Source organism: Dictyoglomus sp. GBS (assembly GCF_055179815.1).
The window spans coordinates 1,400,291-1,417,710 of record NZ_CM143687.1 but is presented as its reverse complement, the minus strand read 5'-3'; the positions used below and the strand labels follow the sequence as shown (position 1 = coordinate 1,417,710).

At 31.8% G+C, this 17,420-nt stretch carries 16 protein-coding genes; all 16 read right to left on the bottom strand.

Going from position 1 to position 17,420, the window contains the following annotated elements:
• The 16 genes from ACY3IT_RS07125 to ACY3IT_RS07050 all read right to left on the bottom strand — a co-directional run bounded on the left by ACY3IT_RS07125 (window position 1) and on the right by ACY3IT_RS07050 (window position 17,395).
• A complete protein-coding gene (locus ACY3IT_RS07125; RefSeq protein ID WP_463082262.1) occupies window positions 1-1,146 on the bottom strand; it encodes a glycosyltransferase family 4 protein in 1,146 nt (381 codons plus the stop codon).
• Window positions 1,147-1,191: 45 nt separating this feature from the next.
• On the bottom strand, window positions 1,192-2,808 hold the full coding sequence (gene groL, locus ACY3IT_RS07120) for a chaperonin GroEL (protein ID WP_463082261.1): 1,617 nt from the start codon (window positions 2,806-2,808) through the stop codon (window positions 1,192-1,194).
• A gap of 27 nt (window positions 2,809-2,835) precedes the next feature.
• Window positions 2,836-3,126, bottom strand: coding sequence for a co-chaperone GroES (gene groES / locus ACY3IT_RS07115; protein WP_148805409.1), 291 nt, complete (start codon window positions 3,124-3,126; stop codon window positions 2,836-2,838).
• A gap of 137 nt (window positions 3,127-3,263) precedes the next feature.
• Window positions 3,264-4,448: a glycosyltransferase family 4 protein gene (locus ACY3IT_RS07110; RefSeq protein WP_463082260.1), complete on the bottom strand. Its 1,185-nt coding sequence runs from the start codon at window positions 4,446-4,448 to the stop codon at window positions 3,264-3,266.
• Window positions 4,445-5,485: a glycosyltransferase family 4 protein gene (locus ACY3IT_RS07105; protein WP_463082259.1), complete on the bottom strand. Its 1,041-nt coding sequence runs from the start codon at window positions 5,483-5,485 to the stop codon at window positions 4,445-4,447. Before ACY3IT_RS07105 ends, ACY3IT_RS07110 begins: the two co-directional genes overlap by 4 nt.
• Before the next feature lie 36 nt (window positions 5,486-5,521).
• Window positions 5,522-6,541 carry a lysylphosphatidylglycerol synthase transmembrane domain-containing protein gene (locus tag ACY3IT_RS07100; protein WP_463082258.1) on the bottom strand — a complete coding sequence of 340 codons (1,020 nt, stop codon included), beginning with the start codon at window positions 6,539-6,541 and terminating at the stop codon, window positions 5,522-5,524.
• Entirely contained in the window at window positions 6,541-7,545 is a 1,005-nt protein-coding gene (tsaD, locus tag ACY3IT_RS07095) for a tRNA (adenosine(37)-N6)-threonylcarbamoyltransferase complex transferase subunit TsaD (protein WP_463082257.1), read from the bottom strand. The genes ACY3IT_RS07100 and tsaD overlap by 1 nt, the downstream gene beginning before the upstream one ends.
• Before the next feature lie 10 nt (window positions 7,546-7,555).
• A complete protein-coding gene (gene rimI, locus ACY3IT_RS07090) occupies window positions 7,556-8,029 on the bottom strand; it encodes a ribosomal protein S18-alanine N-acetyltransferase (protein ID WP_463082256.1) in 474 nt (157 codons plus the stop codon).
• Window positions 8,004-8,702 (bottom strand): tRNA (adenosine(37)-N6)-threonylcarbamoyltransferase complex dimerization subunit type 1 TsaB, encoded by a 699-nt coding sequence (gene tsaB / locus ACY3IT_RS07085; RefSeq protein ID WP_463082255.1) that lies wholly within the window; start codon window positions 8,700-8,702, stop codon window positions 8,004-8,006. The genes rimI and tsaB overlap by 26 nt, the downstream gene beginning before the upstream one ends.
• Window positions 8,690-9,154 (bottom strand): tRNA (adenosine(37)-N6)-threonylcarbamoyltransferase complex ATPase subunit type 1 TsaE, encoded by a 465-nt coding sequence (tsaE, locus tag ACY3IT_RS07080; RefSeq protein ID WP_463082254.1) that lies wholly within the window; start codon window positions 9,152-9,154, stop codon window positions 8,690-8,692. Before tsaE ends, tsaB begins: the two co-directional genes overlap by 13 nt.
• Entirely contained in the window at window positions 9,155-10,459 is a 1,305-nt protein-coding gene (locus tag ACY3IT_RS07075) for an adenylosuccinate synthase (RefSeq protein ID WP_463082253.1), read from the bottom strand. It abuts the gene before it with no gap.
• Window positions 10,452-11,684: an NAD(P)-dependent malic enzyme gene (locus ACY3IT_RS07070; RefSeq protein ID WP_463082252.1), complete on the bottom strand. Its 1,233-nt coding sequence runs from the start codon at window positions 11,682-11,684 to the stop codon at window positions 10,452-10,454. The genes ACY3IT_RS07075 and ACY3IT_RS07070 overlap by 8 nt, the downstream gene beginning before the upstream one ends.
• Window positions 11,685-13,454 (bottom strand): aspartate--tRNA ligase, encoded by a 1,770-nt coding sequence (aspS, locus tag ACY3IT_RS07065; protein ID WP_463082251.1) that lies wholly within the window; start codon window positions 13,452-13,454, stop codon window positions 11,685-11,687.
• Window positions 13,455-13,493: 39 nt separating this feature from the next.
• Window positions 13,494-14,747, bottom strand: a complete 1,254-nt coding sequence (gene hisS, locus ACY3IT_RS07060; RefSeq protein ID WP_463082250.1) for a histidine--tRNA ligase — start codon at window positions 14,745-14,747, stop codon at window positions 13,494-13,496.
• The gene (gene dtd, locus ACY3IT_RS07055; protein WP_463082249.1) at window positions 14,744-15,214 is read right to left on the bottom strand and encodes a D-aminoacyl-tRNA deacylase; all 471 of its coding nucleotides are present in this window, start codon (window positions 15,212-15,214) and stop codon (window positions 14,744-14,746) included. The genes hisS and dtd overlap by 4 nt, the downstream gene beginning before the upstream one ends.
• Window positions 15,215-17,395: a RelA/SpoT family protein gene (locus ACY3IT_RS07050; RefSeq protein ID WP_463082248.1), complete on the bottom strand. Its 2,181-nt coding sequence runs from the start codon at window positions 17,393-17,395 to the stop codon at window positions 15,215-15,217.
• Between the last annotated feature and the right edge of the window lie 25 nt (window positions 17,396-17,420).

Below are 17,420 nucleotides of genomic sequence, written 5' to 3'. Positions count from 1 at the left end.
TCATTTAAGAAGGGAATAATATAATTCTTCCAATTTCTTAGCATTTTTATCAATAGAAAATTCTTTTGATTTTATTTGAGCATTTTTTTTCATTTTCTCTGAGAGATCATTATTTGATAATAAAATTTTTACATATTCTCTAAATTCTTCTTCCTCCTCATTCACTAAAAATCCTTCTATCCCATGAGTAATAAGACTTTCACTCCCTGTAGCTCTAACTGCAACCACAGCACATCCTCCTGCCATTGCTTCTAAGGTTACAAGTCCCTGAGTCTCTGTAGTTGACGAAAACACAAAAATATCAGCAATTTTATAGAAATATACTAATTTTTCTCGTGGATACCATCCTAAAAATAGAGCTTTATCCAAAATTTCTACTTTTTTTGCAAGATTAATTAAATTATACCTTTCATCTCCTCCTCCTACAATTAATAAAATTACATCTTCTCTTTCTTTTAATAAAGGAGTTAGAGACCTTAGAAGAAAATCTACATTTTTTTCTTTCGCAAGTCTACCAGCATATAATAAAATTTTTTTCCCAAACCATCTTGGGTCATATTTAAATTTATCTGGAATATCCTTTTCCCACAATGAAAAATCAATGCCTGTAGGTAATACTTCTATTTTAGTTTTTACACCAAAATTTTTAATCATTTCCTTAACTTCGGTGGAGGGAGCAATAACTAAGTTTGTTTTATTGGCATAATCAACACTACTTTTGATTGCAAACCATTCTTTAATTTTTTGAGGTATAAGAGGAATATAATGAACATATTTATGATAAAGAGTATGATATGTGAAAACTATAGGTATATTATATTTTTGGGAAAATTTTAATGCAGTTTTACCAATAATATATGGATGATGAGAATGAATAATATCAAAATTTTTATCTCTAAAATAGTTCTCAATGAAGAAAGAAAAAGGTATAGGAATGGGATGAATTGTAATTTGTTTTATAAATAATGCAGGATAACGAAAAATTCTATCTCCATTATTATGGGAAGGAAACCATTTTGGATATTTTGGTGCAAAAACATATACTTCATGTCCCAATTTTTCTAATGCAAATCTATATGTTTCAACAGAAATAGCAGCTCCTCCAGTATTAGGCAAATAGTTATTTGTGAAGAATGCTATTCTCATAATAAATAAAGCCCCCAAGAGAATCTTGGGGGCTTTTGTTTTCAATTAGTACTCAGGTGGTGGAGGTGGAGTTTGCTTTTCTTTTTCTGGTTTCTCAGCCACAAGACCTTCTGTAGTGAGTACTAATGCAGCTATACTTGCAGCATTTTGTAATGCAGATCTTGTTACTTTGCAAGGATCTACAATTCCAGCTTCAAACATATTTACAAATCTATCTTTTGCAGCATCATATCCCATTGGCCCATCCATCTCTTTGACTTTTTCTGCAATAATAGATCCTTCTTTACCAGCATTGGTAGCAATGAGCTTTAATGGTACATCAAGGGATCTTCTTACAATTTCTAATCCAATCCTTTCATCTTCATTTTCTACTTTTACATTATCAAGAACTTTAATAGTTCTTACAAGAGCCACACCACCGCCAGGTACGATTCCTTCTTCTACTGCAGCTCTTGTAGCAGATAAAGCATCTTCAATTCTATGTTTTTTCTCTTTAAGCTCTACCTCAGTAGCTGCTCCTACTTTAATTACAGCAACTCCACCAGCAAGTTTTGCAAGTCTTTCTTGTAATTTTTCTCTATCAAATTCAGAATCAGTCTCTTCTAATTGTTTCTTAATTTGAGCTATTCTTGCCTCAATATCTTTTCTATTTCCTTTTCCTCCAATAATGGTAGTCTTGTCTTTATTGGCTCTTACTTTTTCTGCTCTTCCAAGCATATTCAATGTTACATTCTCAAGTTTTATTCCTGTTTCTTCAGAGATGAACTCTCCACCAGTTAAGATAGCGATATCTTGTAACATTGCTTTTCTTCTATCTCCAAATCCAGGAGCTTTTACAGCTAAGGATTGGAGAACGCCACGTAATTTATTGACTACAAGAGTAGCTAATGCTTCACCTTCTACATCCTCTGCAATTATTACTAATGGCTTTCCAGTTTGAACAACTTTCTCAAGTATTGGAAGAATATCACTTACTGCACTTATTTTTCTATCAGTTATGAGTATGTATGGTTCTTCTAATACTGCTTCCATTCTTTCAGGATCTGTAATCATATATGCAGAAAGGTAACCTCTATCAAATTGCATTCCCTCAACAAGTTCTAAGGTAGTTGTAATACCTTGAGATTCTTCTACAGTTATTACTCCGTCTTTTCCAACTTTATCCATTGCTTCAGCAATTAATTTTCCAATTTCTTCATCGTTATTAGCAGAAATGGCTGCAACATGGGCTATATCATCTTTTGTTTCTACAGGTTTTGCAATCTTTTTAAGTTCTTCTACTACTGCCTCTACTGCCTTTTCTATTCCTCTTCTTACATACATGGGGTTAGCTCCAGCTACTACATGCTTCATTCCTTCATGTACTAATGCTTGAGCAAGTACTGTAGCTGTGGTTGTACCGTCACCTGCTACATCATTAGTTTTGGAAGCTACTTCTTTTACAAGTTGAGCACCCATGTTTTCAAATGGATCCTCAAGGTCTATTTCTTTAGCAATGGTTACACCATCGTTAGTGATAACAGGTGCTCCAAATTTCTTTTCAAGTACTACGTTTCTTCCTTTAGGTCCTAAAGTAATTTTTACAGTATCTGCTACGATATCAAGTCCTCTTATAAGTGCTGTTCTTGCTTGCATGTCAAGGCTAACTAATTTGGCTGCCATATTCTCTCCCTCCTTTTTTAAATTTTTTTACTCTTCAATTACAGCTAAGATATCTCTCTCACTAAGGATGAGATATTCTTCACCTTCAATTTTTACTTCAGTACCAGCATATTTTGCAAAAATAACTCTATCTCCCTCTTTGATTTCTAATGGGACTTTTTGCCCATTATCAAGGATTCTGCCAGTACCTACTGCTATTACTTTTCCTTGCTGGGGTTTTTCTTTTGCAGTGTCAGGAAGAACAATACCTCCTTTTGTTTTTTCTTCTTGCTCAATAACCTTGACCACTACACGATCACCAATAGGACGCAATTTCACAAGTCTCGACCTCCTTTCATAATTTTATTAGCAATCTAAGTAGATGAGTGCTAAAACCAAAATAAATATATATTAACTTTAAATATCTATTCAACAGAAAAATACGCAAAAAAATGGCAAATATATGTCAAAAATTCTTATTTTTCTATAATTTTTTTATTTTTTTCTTTGTTTTTTATGATTTCTTTATATAATTCTTCCAATTTCTTTGCGCTTTCCATTATCGAAAACTGAGTAGCCTTCTTAATTGCATTGTTTTTCATATTATGTAGAAGTGATTCGTTATTAAGTAGATATAGAACTTTTTGATAGAAATCATTGTAATCTTCTTGCGCTAATAAACCCTCTTTACCATTTTCTACTAAGCTTATTGTGCCTGGGGCTTCTACTGCTACTACAGCACATCCTCCTGCCATAGCTTCTAAGGTAACTAAACCTTGGGTTTCTGTGGTGGATGCAAAAACAAATATATGGGCTATTTTATAATAATAAATTAGCTCTTCTCTTGGATGCCATCCTAAGAAAATAACCTTGTCTTTTATATCTAATTTTTCTGTAAGATTTTCCAGATTTTTTCTTTCTTCTCCATCACCAACAATTAAAAACACAATATCATCTCTTTCTTTTAATAATTTTGAAAGAGCTTGAATTAAAAATTCAAGATTTTTCTCTTTAGCAAGTCTTCCAGCATAAAGTAATATCTTTTTGTCTTTCCATGGAAATTTGTCTAAAAAATCTTTAGAAATAGGTTTTTCCCATAAAGAAAAATCTATACCTGTAGGTATGACTTCTATTCTTGTTTTTACACCAAAATTGATTATCATATCTTTAATTTCTTTTGTGGGAGCAATTACAAGATCTACTTGATTAGAGTATTTTACGCTTTCTTTTATGGCAATTTTGGAGGTTATGGTTTGGGGTATTAAGGGAATATAATGCACATATTTATGGTATTGAGTATGATGGGTAAAAACAATTGGTTTATTATACTTTTTAGCAAGTTTAAGAGCAGTTTTTCCTATTACAAACGGATGATGTGAATGGACAATATCAAAATCTTGTTTTCTAAAGTAATCTTCTACTAAGAAAGAGAAATATAGGGGTAACGGTTGAGGAGTTATAAATCTTAATGCAATAGACGGAAATCTTATTATATGTTTTTCATTGTCTTCTTTGTATTTAGGGAACCATGGTGGATATTTGGGAGCAAATACATGAACTTCATGACCAAGCTTCTCCAAAGCTTCTCTATAGCTTTCTACAGCTATGGCAGCTCCTCCTGTATTTGGTAAATAGTTATTTGTAAAGAATGCTATTTTCATGACAGATTTAATATTTCTTTATATACTTTTACAGTTTCATCGGCAACTCTTTCTATATTGTATTTCTCAGCAATTTTCAAGGCTTTTTTAGAGTATTCTTCTCTTAAGTTTTTGTTTTCGGCAAGAAGTTTTATATTTTCTTCAAATGTTTCTTCTGTACCTGATACATAATTGGGGGATAAAGGTTCTTTGTATTCTTTTAAATCTCTTAAAAGTAGAGGTAAGCCTACAGCTGATGCTTCAAGGACAGCAATACTAAAGTTTTCTTGTCTTGATGGGAAAAAGAAAATATCAGCCATGTTATAAAATTTGTTGAGTTCATCGTGAGGACATGGACCTGATAAGATTAGATTTTCTGGAGGATTTTTAATAATTTTCTTTATTTCAGAATATCCTCCACTTAAGAATGAGAAAGGAATACCGCCAACCCAAACAAATTTGTATTGAGGCAATCTTTCAGCCATTTTTGCAAAAGTATCAAAACCTTTTCTTTTTATCATGTGACCTACACTTAAAAGTACAATGTCATCGTCTTTTATATTAAATTCTTCTCTTGTCTTTCTTCTTAAATTTTCATCTTTCTTAAATAAACTTAAATCCACACCATTTGGTATAAAAACAATCTTAGTTTTTACTCCCATTTCCTTTAATTTTTCTACTTCTAACGGGGAGACAGCAATAACTACATCTGCCTGATTATAAAAGAGAAGAAGATATTGAGAAAAAAGACCTTTCCATTTTTCAGCTAATAAAGCACTACCTAACATGGTATCTGCTATTACATGAGCTGTAAATACAATTTTACTTTTGTTTTCTTTCTTTACGTATTTGAAGAAGACATCTCCAAAGGAATGGAAATGAAGGATATCGTAAGGTCCATCTTTGACAAGACCATTATAATAGACTTCTATATCATTTCTTTTTTTAAGAGCTTCATATAACATCTTACAAGCAGTTTGATCTCCACCACCTTTTGTTCTTGCAGAAGGTATACCTGGCTTAAATATTATGTTTACCTTTATTTTTGTATTCATCATTGAATAATCACCTCTTTTTTATATTTTTTCCTATTCTCAATTTTTGATCCCAAGGACATATATGAAGTCAAATGCACCTGCTAATAACGTGACATAATGGGTAAATGTTCGCCATAATATTATATAAATTCCCAAGATATACTTGGGTACAAAGGGGGCAAAGGCGAGGGAAAGAAGAATTTCAATGACTCCACTTCCTCCTGGTGTGGGAACATAGAACATTAAGAAGAAGATTGGAATTTGTACTAAAACTACGGAGATTATATTAACTTTCAAATGGAAACTCATCATAAGAACTGGTGCTATTAAAAAATAGGTAAACCAAGAAAGAAGATTGAAGAAGAAAAAGCCGAACATAGTAAGTTTTTTATCTTTTATGAAGAGCCAAAGAGTGCTATGAAAATCTTTTACAGTATTATTGACAACTCTTAATATTTTATAAGGATGTATTTTCGATAGGAAGGGCAGTTTCCTTAACTTGAGAAGAATATAAGCAATAAATCTTATAATAGGTCTTGGTTTGTACAGTGCAAATATAAAACCTAAAACAATTAAGAAAAAGAGTAAGGCGCTATATTGAACTAATCTTTTAATTATTTGTTGAGGAAAAAGATAAGAATAAAAATATATTACAATAGGTGAAGAAATAGCAAAAGTTAGAGAATTAATAACATATCTGAAAAGACTTAATGCTGTTGCTTGTCCAACTTTAATATTTTTCTTTGAAAGAAGGTATATTTCTAAGGGTTCGCCACCTGCTGATGTAGGGGTTATGCTTGATGCAAAATAATAAGCAAGGTGTATTTGTAAGGCCTCTATTAATTTTATATTTACCCCTTCCAAACCTTTTATAAGAATTTTGTATCTAATTGCTGCAAATATCCAGCTTAAAAAATTAAGGAGAAGAATATATAAGACATAATTCCATTTAAGAGTAAGTAGAGCATTCCAAGTTCTTGAATCTGTAGTAAAAAATAAGATAATTACAAAAATAATTGCACTTATTACTATGGAAAATTTTAACCCTGATTTGAGGGTACGGTTCAAATTATTCATTAACTACCTCCTAAGGGTAGATCTGGAATAGCTGATAAAGAAAGATCATTTACATATCCATTTTTATATAGGTGGTACCCTGCGGAAGCAACCATGGCTGCATTATCGGTACACAATTCTTTAGGGGGTAAATAGAGTTTTATCTTTTCCTCCACAGAGATTTTTTTGAACCTTTCTTGTAAATAACTATTTGCTATCACACCACCAGAAAGTACTAATGTATTAATTTTAAATTTTTTTACAGCAATTAGTGCTCTTTCTATTAATTCTTCCACTACTCTTTTCTGAAAAGAGGCAGCTATATCTGCTACTGGAATTTCTTTCCCTTCATTTTTTAAATCCCTTACAAGATACAATATAGCTGTTTTTAATCCGCTAAAGCTTATATCTAAATCTCTATCGCATTTTACCTTAGGGAGATTGAAAACTGGGTTTCCATTCTTTGCTACTTTTTCTATTTCTGGACCACCAGGATAACTTAATCCTAATATTCTTGCCACTTTATCAAAAGCTTCTCCAGCAGCATCATCCAAAGTTTGTCCTAATAATTTATACTTTCTTATTCCTTCCACTAAAAGATATTCTGTGTGTCCTCCTGATATTATAAGAGATATAAAGGGAAATGTAGGGGGATCTTCTCTTAAGAAGTTGGCAAAAATATGTCCCTCAAGATGATTTACTCCAACAATTGGTTTTTCCAATGCTAAGGATAAGGTTTTTCCTACCATTATTCCTACCCATAATGATCCAATTAGACCAGGACCATGGGTAACTGCTATTAAATCTATGTCTTTAAAACTTAAATTTGCTTTTTCTAAGGCCACATCAATAAGTTTATTTATAACCTCTACATGGAGCCTTGATGCAACTTCTGGGACTACACCCCCGTATATTTTATGAATGTCTATTTGTGATGAAACTATGTTGCTTAAAATCTTAGTTCCGTCCTCTACTAATGCTATACTTGTCTCATCACAAGAAGTTTCAATACCAATTGTTATCATTAGTTTCCCCTTAAAGAAAGAACTTTTTTACCATTACTAAGGCATCTTCTCCATCTTTATAATACCATTTTCTAACACCTATTTTTTGAAAGCCCTTTTTATAATATAGATTTTGGGCAATAGTATTGGATACTCTAACTTCTAAGATTATATTTCTAACTTGATTTTTAAGACAATAATCTATAACAAAATCCATTAATCTATCTCCGATTTTTCTTCCTCTATAATCAGGATGTACTGCTATTGTGGTTATTTGGGCTTCTTGAAATATAAGCCAAAGCCCTACAAAGCCGACAACTTTTTCGTTGTGTACAGCCACAAAATATCTTGCAATTTTATTAGATGTTAATTCTTTTTCAAAGCTCTCTCTACTCCAAGGATTAGAGAAAGATAACTTATTTATTTCATCAACAGAATCTATGTCTTCAAATTTCATTGGTCTTATTTCTATATTTATTTCAGTTTTTTGATTCTGTTCTTTCATGTCTTCTCTCCCAGTTAATTTCTGCACTTGATTTTTGTCTATAATCAGGAAGTAGAGTTGAATAGTCTTTAACATACCCATTTTGATATTTTTTCAATGTAATGTATATGAGGGTTTCTCCTCTGATTGAGTTTATAAATTCTGGGGTTAATATTATATTTTTAGGAAGTAATAATTTTAGATCTTCAGGTGTATCTCCAGTTACTATTGTATGATTGTCTTTACTAAATCTATTTAGCAGGCTTAGAAATGTATCGTATGGATAAACATCTTCAGGATAGATAGGATCTTCATCCACATAAAAACCTGCATGTATCTCTCCCTTTCTTGCAGACAAAATTGGTACTTTTAATCCTTTAAAAGCAATCTGAGAGGCTAAGGCTTCTAAATATGATATTCCAACAGTTGGTTTCTTATAGATTTGGGCTAAAGTTTTTATAGTAACTACTCCTATTCTTAGACCTGTAAATGATCCTGGTCCTGTGATTACGCTAAAAATATCCACATCTTTTAAATTCCATTTTGATTTTTTTAGAAGCTCTTGTAAATTACTCGTTAATGTCTCACCATATGTTCTGGAATTAGTAGAATAAAAAAGCTCATAAATTTCTCCGTCTTTCCACAAAACAATATTGCTCTTATTGGATGCTGTATTTATGCTTAAAATAAACATTCTTTAAGCTCCTCTATGAGATTTTTATATCTTTCTCCTTTAGGTTTAAATATTATTTTTCTTTCGTTATTACTCATATGAAGAAATTCAATTTCAAGTCTTTTATCAGGTAAGTAATTCAAAATTCTATCAGCCCATTCTATGGCAATAATGTAGTCATCCTTAAGATACTCTTCAAAACCAATATTAAAAAGTTCTATTTCAGGATTGTTTAGACGATATACATCTATATGAAGGAATGGATATTTACCTTTATATTCCTTTATTATCAGAAAAGAAGGAGAATTTATTGGATTTTTAATATCAAGGCCTTCAGCTAATCCTTTAACAAAGGTGGTTTTTCCACTTCCTAAATCTCCTATTAATGCTAAAATATCTCTTGGTTTTAACTTTTCTCCAATAGTTTTTCCGATTTTATATGTATGTTCTGAAGATTTACTTACTATTTCCATCTATAATTCCCAAGGATCTTTTACTATAATTATGTCGTTTCTTTCGGGTCCTGTTCCTATTATTTCGATTTTTGTATCTAATTCCTTTTCAATCATTTCTAAATATTTAATAGTATTTTGAGGTAATTTTGAGATATCTAATATTCCCAATAGATTTTCTTTCCATCCTGGTATCTCTTCAAAAATAGGTTCACAATCTTTTAATACATTTAAAGAAGAAGGAAATTCATCAATTAATTTTCCTTTATATCTATATCCTACTACAATCTTCAATTTCTCAAGACCGCTCAATACGTCTAATTTAGTAATAGCAATGCTTGTAAAGTTATTTATTCTTTTTGCATATCGTAATGCTACAAGATCCAACCAACCTACACGGCGAGGTCTTCTAGTTACTGTACCATATTCTTGTCCTTTCTCTCTTATATATTCTGCTATAGAGTCGTGAATTTCACTTGGAAATGGTCCTTCTCCAACTCGTGATGTATATCCCTTTATTACACCTATTATTTTTTTAATTTTTTGAGGACCTATTCCAGCTCCTACGCATACTCCTCCTGCTATGGTAAATGAAGAGGTAACATAAGGATATGTACCATAATAAATATCAAGAAGAGTGCCTTGTGCAGCTTCAAATAATACCTTTTTTCCTGAATCAATCAGATCATTTATAAGCTTAGAGGTATCTGTAATTATTACACCTTTTTGTGATAATTTTTCTATAGCTTCTATTTGGGAATTATAAATTTCCTCTATTTTATATCCAAGAGATTCTTCAGATAATATTTTCGATTTAAAGTCATATATTTGAGTTATTCTTTCTCTAAAGTATTCTTTATCGAGTAGATCTCCTATTCTTAGACTATCTCTTGCAATGTAATCACTGTAAGCTGGTCCTATACCTCTTGCGGTTGTACCTATTTTGGATTTTTCTCTTTTTTCTTCAAAAAATTTATCCAATATAGGATGGTATGGCAAAACTAAAGGAGATCTATCACTAATGTAAAGATTTTTTATCTTTATACCGTTTTTCTCTAATTCTTCAATCTCTTCTACTAAAGCCGGTAGATTGACAATTACTCCTGTGGCAATTATATTAATTACCTTTTCGGAAACTATACCGGATGGGAGAAGTCTAAATTTAAAGGTTTTATTTTTAACTATCACTGTATGGCCAGCGTTATTTCCTCCATTGAATCTTACAACTGCATCAGCATTTTGTGAAATAATATCTATAATTTTTCCTTTTCCCTCATCTCCCCATTGAGATCCTATTACAACAATGGTATTAAATTCTTTATTCATCTTCTTCTCCTCCTAACATAATTTTCAATTCCTTCCTTATCTCTTCTTCTGTTTTAAACGTTCTCGCTACATTAGTACGTATGGCCGCTTTAGCAACCTCTTCCGCTACTTTTGGAACTACTCTTTTGTCAAGCGGGGAGGGTATTAAGTAGTCTTCTCTTGGTTCCTCGATTAAGGATGCAATGGCAAAAGAAGCAGAGAGTTTCATTTCTTGATTTATTTCTCTTGCTCTGACAAGTAAGGCTCCTCTAAATACACCTGGAAAAGCGAGGAGATTATTTATTTGGTTAGGATAATCAGATCTTCCAGTACCTATTATCCTTACACCCACTTTTTGGGCAACTTCAGGCATTATTTCTGGAACAGGATTGGCCATGGCAAAAATAATAGGGTCTTTTTTCATCAATTTTATATACTCTGGAGATAAAAGATTTGCCTGAGAAACACCAATGAACACGTGAGCATCTTTTAGGGCATCTTTTAATTCTCCCTTTTCTTTTTCAGGATTAATTATTGATGCTATTTTTTCTTTTTCAGGATTCATACCATCTTTTCTTCCTGGATATATGATACCATGACGATCAACTAATCTAATATTTTTTGCACCTTCAGAAATAAGAAATTTTGCTATAGCTATTCCTGCAGCTCCCGCCCCTAATATCACTATTTTTATTTCATTCAGTTTTAAATTCTTTAGTTTTAAGGCATTTATGAGAGCTGCGTAAGTTACTATTGCAGTACCATGTTGGTCATCATGAAATACAGGTATATCTAATAGTTCAATGAGTTTTTCTTCAATATAAAAACAGTTTGGTGCTGATATATCTTCAAGGTTAATCCCTCCAAATATAGGAGATATATTATAAACAATTTCTATTATTTTTTCTGGGTCTTGTGTATTTAAGCATATAGGAAAAGCATCTATATTGGCAAACTTCTTAAATAATATTGCCTTCCCTTCCATTACGGGTATAGCTCCTAAAGGACCGATGTTTCCAAGACCTAAAACTGCAGAACCATCGCTAACAACTGCTACGGTATTTGCTTTTATAGTGAAGTCATAAACTAAATCAGATTTTTTATGGATAGCTTGAGATACTCCTGCAACCCCAGGCGTATAAGCCAAAGAAAGATCGGTTTTATTCTCTAATGGTACTTTAGGCTTTATCTCCAATTTACCTTTTTTCTCTTTATGAAGCTCAATAGCTTTTTCATAGAAATTCATTTAATTCTCTCCTTCAGGTAGGACTACTTTAATATGTACTTCTTCTAATTGTTTTGGATCAACTTCTGAGGGAGCTCCTGTTAAAAGACAAGTCCCACTTTGAGTCTTTGGAAAAGCAATCACATCTCTTAAAGATGGGGAATTAGTAAGAATAGCAACTATTCTATCTATCCCTAACGCTATACCTCCATGGGGTGGAGCTCCATATTCAAAGGCTTCTAAAAGAAATCCAAATTTTTTCTTTGCATCTTCAGGAGAAATATTTAATATATTAAATATTTTTTCTTGAATTTCTCTTTGATGAATTCTTATACTTCCACTCCCTAATTCAGTACCATTTAATACTAAATCATAACACTGAGCTCTAACCTTCAATGGATTGGTGTCTAATAAGGGAAGATCTTCCTCTTTGGGAGAAGTAAATGGATGATGTTCAGCTACAATTCTTTTTTCTTCTTCATCATATTCGAAAAGAGGGAAGTCTGTAACCCAAAGGAAAAAAAGTCCTTCTTTTTTAGGAATATTAAATATTTGGGTAAGCTCTAATCTCACGATTCCAAGGATTTTTACTACCTCTTTCCACTCACCTGCAATACTAAAAAAGGAATCTCCAGGTTTTAAATTTAATGTTTCAATGATTTTAGCCTTATCTTCGTCACTTAGATATTTGTTAATGGAAGATTTTAATTCACCATCCGCATAAGAGAACCACATTATTCCTTTACCTTTTAATTCTTTTACTTTGTTCTCTATGATGCTCCAATCTCTCCTTGTTGGTATTATTCCTCTCAACATTATTCCTTTTACCACACCATTGTTTGCGATAGTATTTTTTATAAACTCTAAGGAGAAATTTGAAAAAAGATCTGTTACGTCAGTTATTTTTAGATCGTATCTTAAGTCGGGTTTATCACTTCCATATGTGTTCATAGCTTCATCATAAGTTAATCTGATAAAGGGGATTTGGATTTCCATATCTAAAGTCTCTCTAAGAGTTATTTTAAATAACTCTTCTATAATATTAAATACATCTTCTTGATCTATAAAAGACATTTCCATATCGAGCTGGGTAAACTCAGGTTGTCTATCAGCTCTTAAATCCTCATCTCTAAAGCATCTCGCTATTTGAAAATATTTATCAAATCCTGATACCATAAGAATTTGTTTAAATAATTGAGGGGATTGGGGGAGAGCATAGAATTTTCCAGGCTGAAGTCGACTTGGTATTAAAAAATCACGTGCTCCTTCGGGAGTACTTACAATTAAATATGGGGTTTCGATTTCTATAAAACCTTTTTTAGATAAGAAATTTCTTATGGAAAGAATAAATTTATGCCTAAAGGTTATATTATATTGCATTTTTTCTCTTCTTAGATCTAAATACCTATATTTTAATCTAACTGTTTCATCAATCTCCTTATTGCTCCATAGGTTAAAGGGAAGGGGTTTAGCTGTATTTTCTACTTTTATTTTTCTTACTTCGATTTCAATTTCTCCTGTTGGTATTTTAAGATTTTCCATTCCTTCAGGTCTTTTTCTAACTTTGCCCTCTACTGTTATTACCCATTCATTACCTAAATTATCTGCAATGTCATAGCTTTCCTGAGAAATAGATGGATCAAATACTAATTGAATAATTCCACCTCTATCTCTAAGATCTACAAAGATAAGTCCACCATGATGCCTAATTCTATGTACCCATCCACTTAAAATTACTGTTTCACCTATATTTTTTGAGTTTATTTCTCCACAATAATAGTTCCTTTTCAAAATCTTTCCCACCTTTCCCTTGTGTGAAATTCTTTGTAATTATAGCATAGTCTCAATGTCTTCTAAGATAGTATTGAAGTTTAAATCTGTATATTTTTCTTCTCCTGTTTTAAAATTCTTTATCTTAAGTTTATTTTTTTCGATTACTTCAGTTAAGAATATTACAATAAAACTCCCTAATTTATCTGCCCATTTTAATTGAGTTCTTAAATTTTCTTGGGGAGAACCTATATCAACTCTATATTTTGTTCTTAATATGTTCGCAAGTTTTATGCCTGTCTCCACATAATCTTCAGAAAGGGTAATAAATATAAGAGGGATATAAGGTAGAGATATATGGTTTTGCTGTTTTAAAAGAATAATAAGTCTTTCTATACCAAGAGCAAAACCAAGGCCAGGGATGGATGGACCACCGTAAGTTTCTACTAAATTATCATACCTTCCTCCCCCGACTACTGCATTCTGAGATCCAAGAGTTGTGGTGGTAATCTCAAATACGGTTCTTGTATAATAATCAAGTCCTCTTACCAGCTTTGGGTTTAATTTATATTTGATATTATCTAAACTTAAATATTTCTGTACTTTTTCAAAGTGAATTTTACATTCATCGCAAAGATAATCAATGGGTTGTGGAGCCTGATCTTTTAAAGCAATAAGTTTTTCATCTTTTGAGTCAAGTAATCTTAATGGATTTCTTTCTAATCTTTCTTTATCTATGGGGGAAAGTTGGTCTTCGTATTTTCTGAAATAGCTTATAAGAGCTTCTCTATAATTTGGTCTACATTTTATGCAACCTAACGAATTTATTTCCACTTCTAAATTTTCTAACTTAAGGTTTTTCAAAAGATCTACTGCTAATTTTATTACCTCAAAATCTATATATGGATCTTTTCTTCCTAAAACCTCTATTCCTAATTGATGAAATTGTCTATATCTTCCTGCTTGAGGTCTTTCGTATCTAAACATAGGACCAATGTAATATACTTTCCATACAGGTTTCTGATTATATATTTTGTTTGTGAGAAAGGCTCTTATAACTCCTGGAGTACCTTCTGGCCTTAGTGTGAGAGAACGCCCCTTTTTATCTGTAAAGGTATACATTTCTTTCATTACAATATCTGTAGTTTCGCCAGTGCCTTTTCTAAAAAGTTCTGTGTATTCAAATATGGGAGTCCTTATTTCTTCATAGTTATAAGATTCAAAAAGTTTTCTGGCTGTGTTTTCTACAAGTTGCCAATATGGGATATCTTCAGGAAGTATATCTTGTACTCCACGGGGAAGTTCCATGTTCATTCTTTAGCCCTCCTTGGTTTTTTAAGATCTTCGGTATCAATTATAATAGTTACTGGACCATCATTTATTAATTCAACTTCCATGTAAGCTTGAAATTCTCCTTCTTGTACTTTATCTATATGTGTTTTTATATATTCTATAAATTTTTTGTAGAGAAAATAGGCTTTTTCTTTTTCTGCAGCCCTTGTAAAATCGGGTCTTCTTCCTCTTCTACAATCAGCATATAAGGTAAATTGAGAAACTACAAGGATTTCTCCATTTATTTCTTTAATGCTTAAGTTCATTTTTCCCTCTTTATCTGAGAAAATTCTTAAGTTAATGATTTTGTCTGCTAACATTATAATATCTTCTTCTGTATCTTCTTGAGCTATTCCCAAGAGAATTAGAAGTCCTTGAGAAATTTTACCTATTACTTCTCCTTTTACTCTTACCTCTGCTCTCTTTACTCTTTGTATGACTGTTCTCATTTATATTCTCACAGCTCTTCTAACTGAAATGACATCAGATAATTTTTTTATCTCTTCCATAAGATAATTGAAGGTTAAAGGATTGTCAATCTCTACAACTACTTTTATTCTTGCTATGCCATCTTTTCCAACCTTTGTTCCTAAGTCCAATATATTTATTCTTGCCTGTGAGATTCTCTCTATTAGATCTTTCAATAAGCCTACTCTATCTATAGCATCTATCTCGATACCTGTTTTATATTTTCCTCCACCTTTGAGTTTTTGCCATTCAATAGTAATAACTCTTTCTGGGTATCTATTTTTAAGGTGTAAAAGATTAGGACAATCTTTTCTATGTACCACTATGCCCCTTCCTTTTGATACATAACCAATAACTTGGTCTCCTGGTATAGGGTTACAACATTCTGCAATTCTGATCATAATATTATCTAATCCAGATATTTCGAGACCTTCTACTAATTTGTTTTTTTCAGTTTCCCCCAAAGTCACAATAATTTCTTTTTTAAGCTCCTTCTTAAACCTCTCAATAAATTGTTGAGGGGTTATTTCTCCAGTACCTATGCTAAGTAAGAAAGACTCTATTTCTTTGAAACCATGTTCATTCAAGAAATTCTTACCAATGGAAGATTCTAACAAATCATTTATAGAAATCTCATCTTTATTTAACACTTCTTTTAGCCAATCTTCATTTTTCTTTATTTCATTCTCGATAGTTTCTTTGGCTTTTTGAAGTGTTTCTTCTCTTGCTAATTTTTTAAAGTATTGCTTTATCTTATTTTTAGCTTGACTTGTTCTTACAATATTAAGCCAGTCCCTACTTGGTTTTCCCTCTTCTTTACTTGTTATGATTTCGACAATATCTCCATTTTGAAGAACATAATTTAAAGGAACTATTTTACCGTTTACTTTAGCTCCTTTACATCTATGGCCCACTTCAGTATGTATAGCATAGGCAAAATCTAAAGGAGTTGATCCTTGAGGTAGAGCAATAATATCTCCTTTAGGAGTAAAAACATAGATCTCTCTTTCAAAAAGATCACTTCTTATAGAATCTAAGAATTCTTGATCATCCATCAATTCTTTTTGCCATTCAAGTAGTTGTCTTAACCATGATAATTTTTCTTCAAAAGAATCGGGCTTCTTTATCTCTTCTTTATAAAGCCAATGTGCAGCAACTCCGTATTCTGCTATTCTATGCATTTCCCATGTTCTAATCTGTACTTCAAGGGGTTTTCCATCCATAGCAATCACTGTAGTATGAAGTGATTGGTAGTTATTAGATTTTTTATTGGCAATATAATCTTTGAATCTTCCAGGAACTGGTCTCCATAAATTATGGGTAATTCCTAATACTTCATAACATTCTATCTCATTATTTACTATAATTCTTACTCCTAATAAATCATACATTTCTTCTATTTCAATTCCTCTACGAATCATTTTTTGATAAATGCTATAAAGGTGTTTTGCTCTTCCAGTGACTTCTGCCTCTATGTTAGCTTTTTTAAGTTCTTCTTTAATTATTTCAATGGCTTTCTCAATAAATTCTTCTCTCTTTTTTCTAGTTTCAGCTACTTTATTGGCTACGTAATGATATTTATCTGGTTCTAAATATCTAAAAGCTAAATCTTCTAATCTCCACTTTATGTCCCAAACACCTAATCTATGAGCAAGGGGTGCATAGATTTCTAAGGTTTCTTTTGCTATTCTTTTTCTTTTTTCTTCATCATGATATTGAAGAGTTTGCATATTATGTAATCTATCTGCAAGCTTGACTATTATTACTCTTATGTCTTTCGCCATAGCTATAAACATTTTTCTCAAATTTTGAGCTTTATAAGCTTCTGTGGGGTAAAAACTTAATCTTTCTAATTTTGTAATAGCATCTACCAAGGAAAGAACATCTTTTCCAAATTCTTTTTCCAATTCTAAAGGGGTGATATTTGTGTCTTCTAAAACATCGTGAAGCAAACCTGCTATTACTACAGTTTCATCCATTCCAAGATTCATGAGTATTTTGGCAACCTCAACAGGATGAGTTATGTATGGTTCTCCAGATTTTCTAAATTGATCTTTATGAGCCTTTTGTGCAAAGAGGAAGGCTTTCTTCAGGTTTTCTGAAGAATATTTATTATTTGATGCTTGTAATAATTCCTGAAGTAAGCCTTCCTCATCTTTCATAATTTTATTAATTATACTATGAAAA

Coding starts and splice junctions, on each gene's coding strand:
- ACY3IT_RS07125 (WP_463082262.1), bottom strand. CDS start 1,146: ATGAGAATAGCATTCTTCACAAATAACTATTTGCCTAATACTGGAGGA.
- groL (WP_463082261.1), bottom strand. CDS start 2,808: ATGGCAGCCAAATTAGTTAGCCTTGACATGCAAGCAAGAACAGCACTT.
- ACY3IT_RS07110 (WP_463082260.1), bottom strand. CDS start 4,448: ATGAAAATAGCATTCTTTACAAATAACTATTTACCAAATACAGGAGGA.
- ACY3IT_RS07105 (WP_463082259.1), bottom strand. CDS start 5,485: ATGATGAATACAAAAATAAAGGTAAACATAATATTTAAGCCAGGTATA.
- ACY3IT_RS07100 (WP_463082258.1), bottom strand. CDS start 6,541: ATGAATAATTTGAACCGTACCCTCAAATCAGGGTTAAAATTTTCCATA.
- tsaD (WP_463082257.1), bottom strand. CDS start 7,545: ATGATAACAATTGGTATTGAAACTTCTTGTGATGAGACAAGTATAGCA.
- rimI (WP_463082256.1), bottom strand. CDS start 8,029: ATGAAAGAACAGAATCAAAAAACTGAAATAAATATAGAAATAAGACCA.
- tsaB (WP_463082255.1), bottom strand. CDS start 8,702: ATGTTTATTTTAAGCATAAATACAGCATCCAATAAGAGCAATATTGTT.
- tsaE (WP_463082254.1), bottom strand. CDS start 9,154: ATGGAAATAGTAAGTAAATCTTCAGAACATACATATAAAATCGGAAAA.
- ACY3IT_RS07075 (WP_463082253.1), bottom strand. CDS start 10,459: ATGAATAAAGAATTTAATACCATTGTTGTAATAGGATCTCAATGGGGA.
- ACY3IT_RS07070 (WP_463082252.1), bottom strand. CDS start 11,684: ATGAATTTCTATGAAAAAGCTATTGAGCTTCATAAAGAGAAAAAAGGT.
- hisS (WP_463082250.1), bottom strand. CDS start 14,747: ATGAACATGGAACTTCCCCGTGGAGTACAAGATATACTTCCTGAAGAT.
- dtd (WP_463082249.1), bottom strand. CDS start 15,214: ATGAGAACAGTCATACAAAGAGTAAAGAGAGCAGAGGTAAGAGTAAAA.
- ACY3IT_RS07050 (WP_463082248.1), bottom strand. CDS start 17,395: ATGAAAGATGAGGAAGGCTTACTTCAGGAATTATTACAAGCATCAAAT.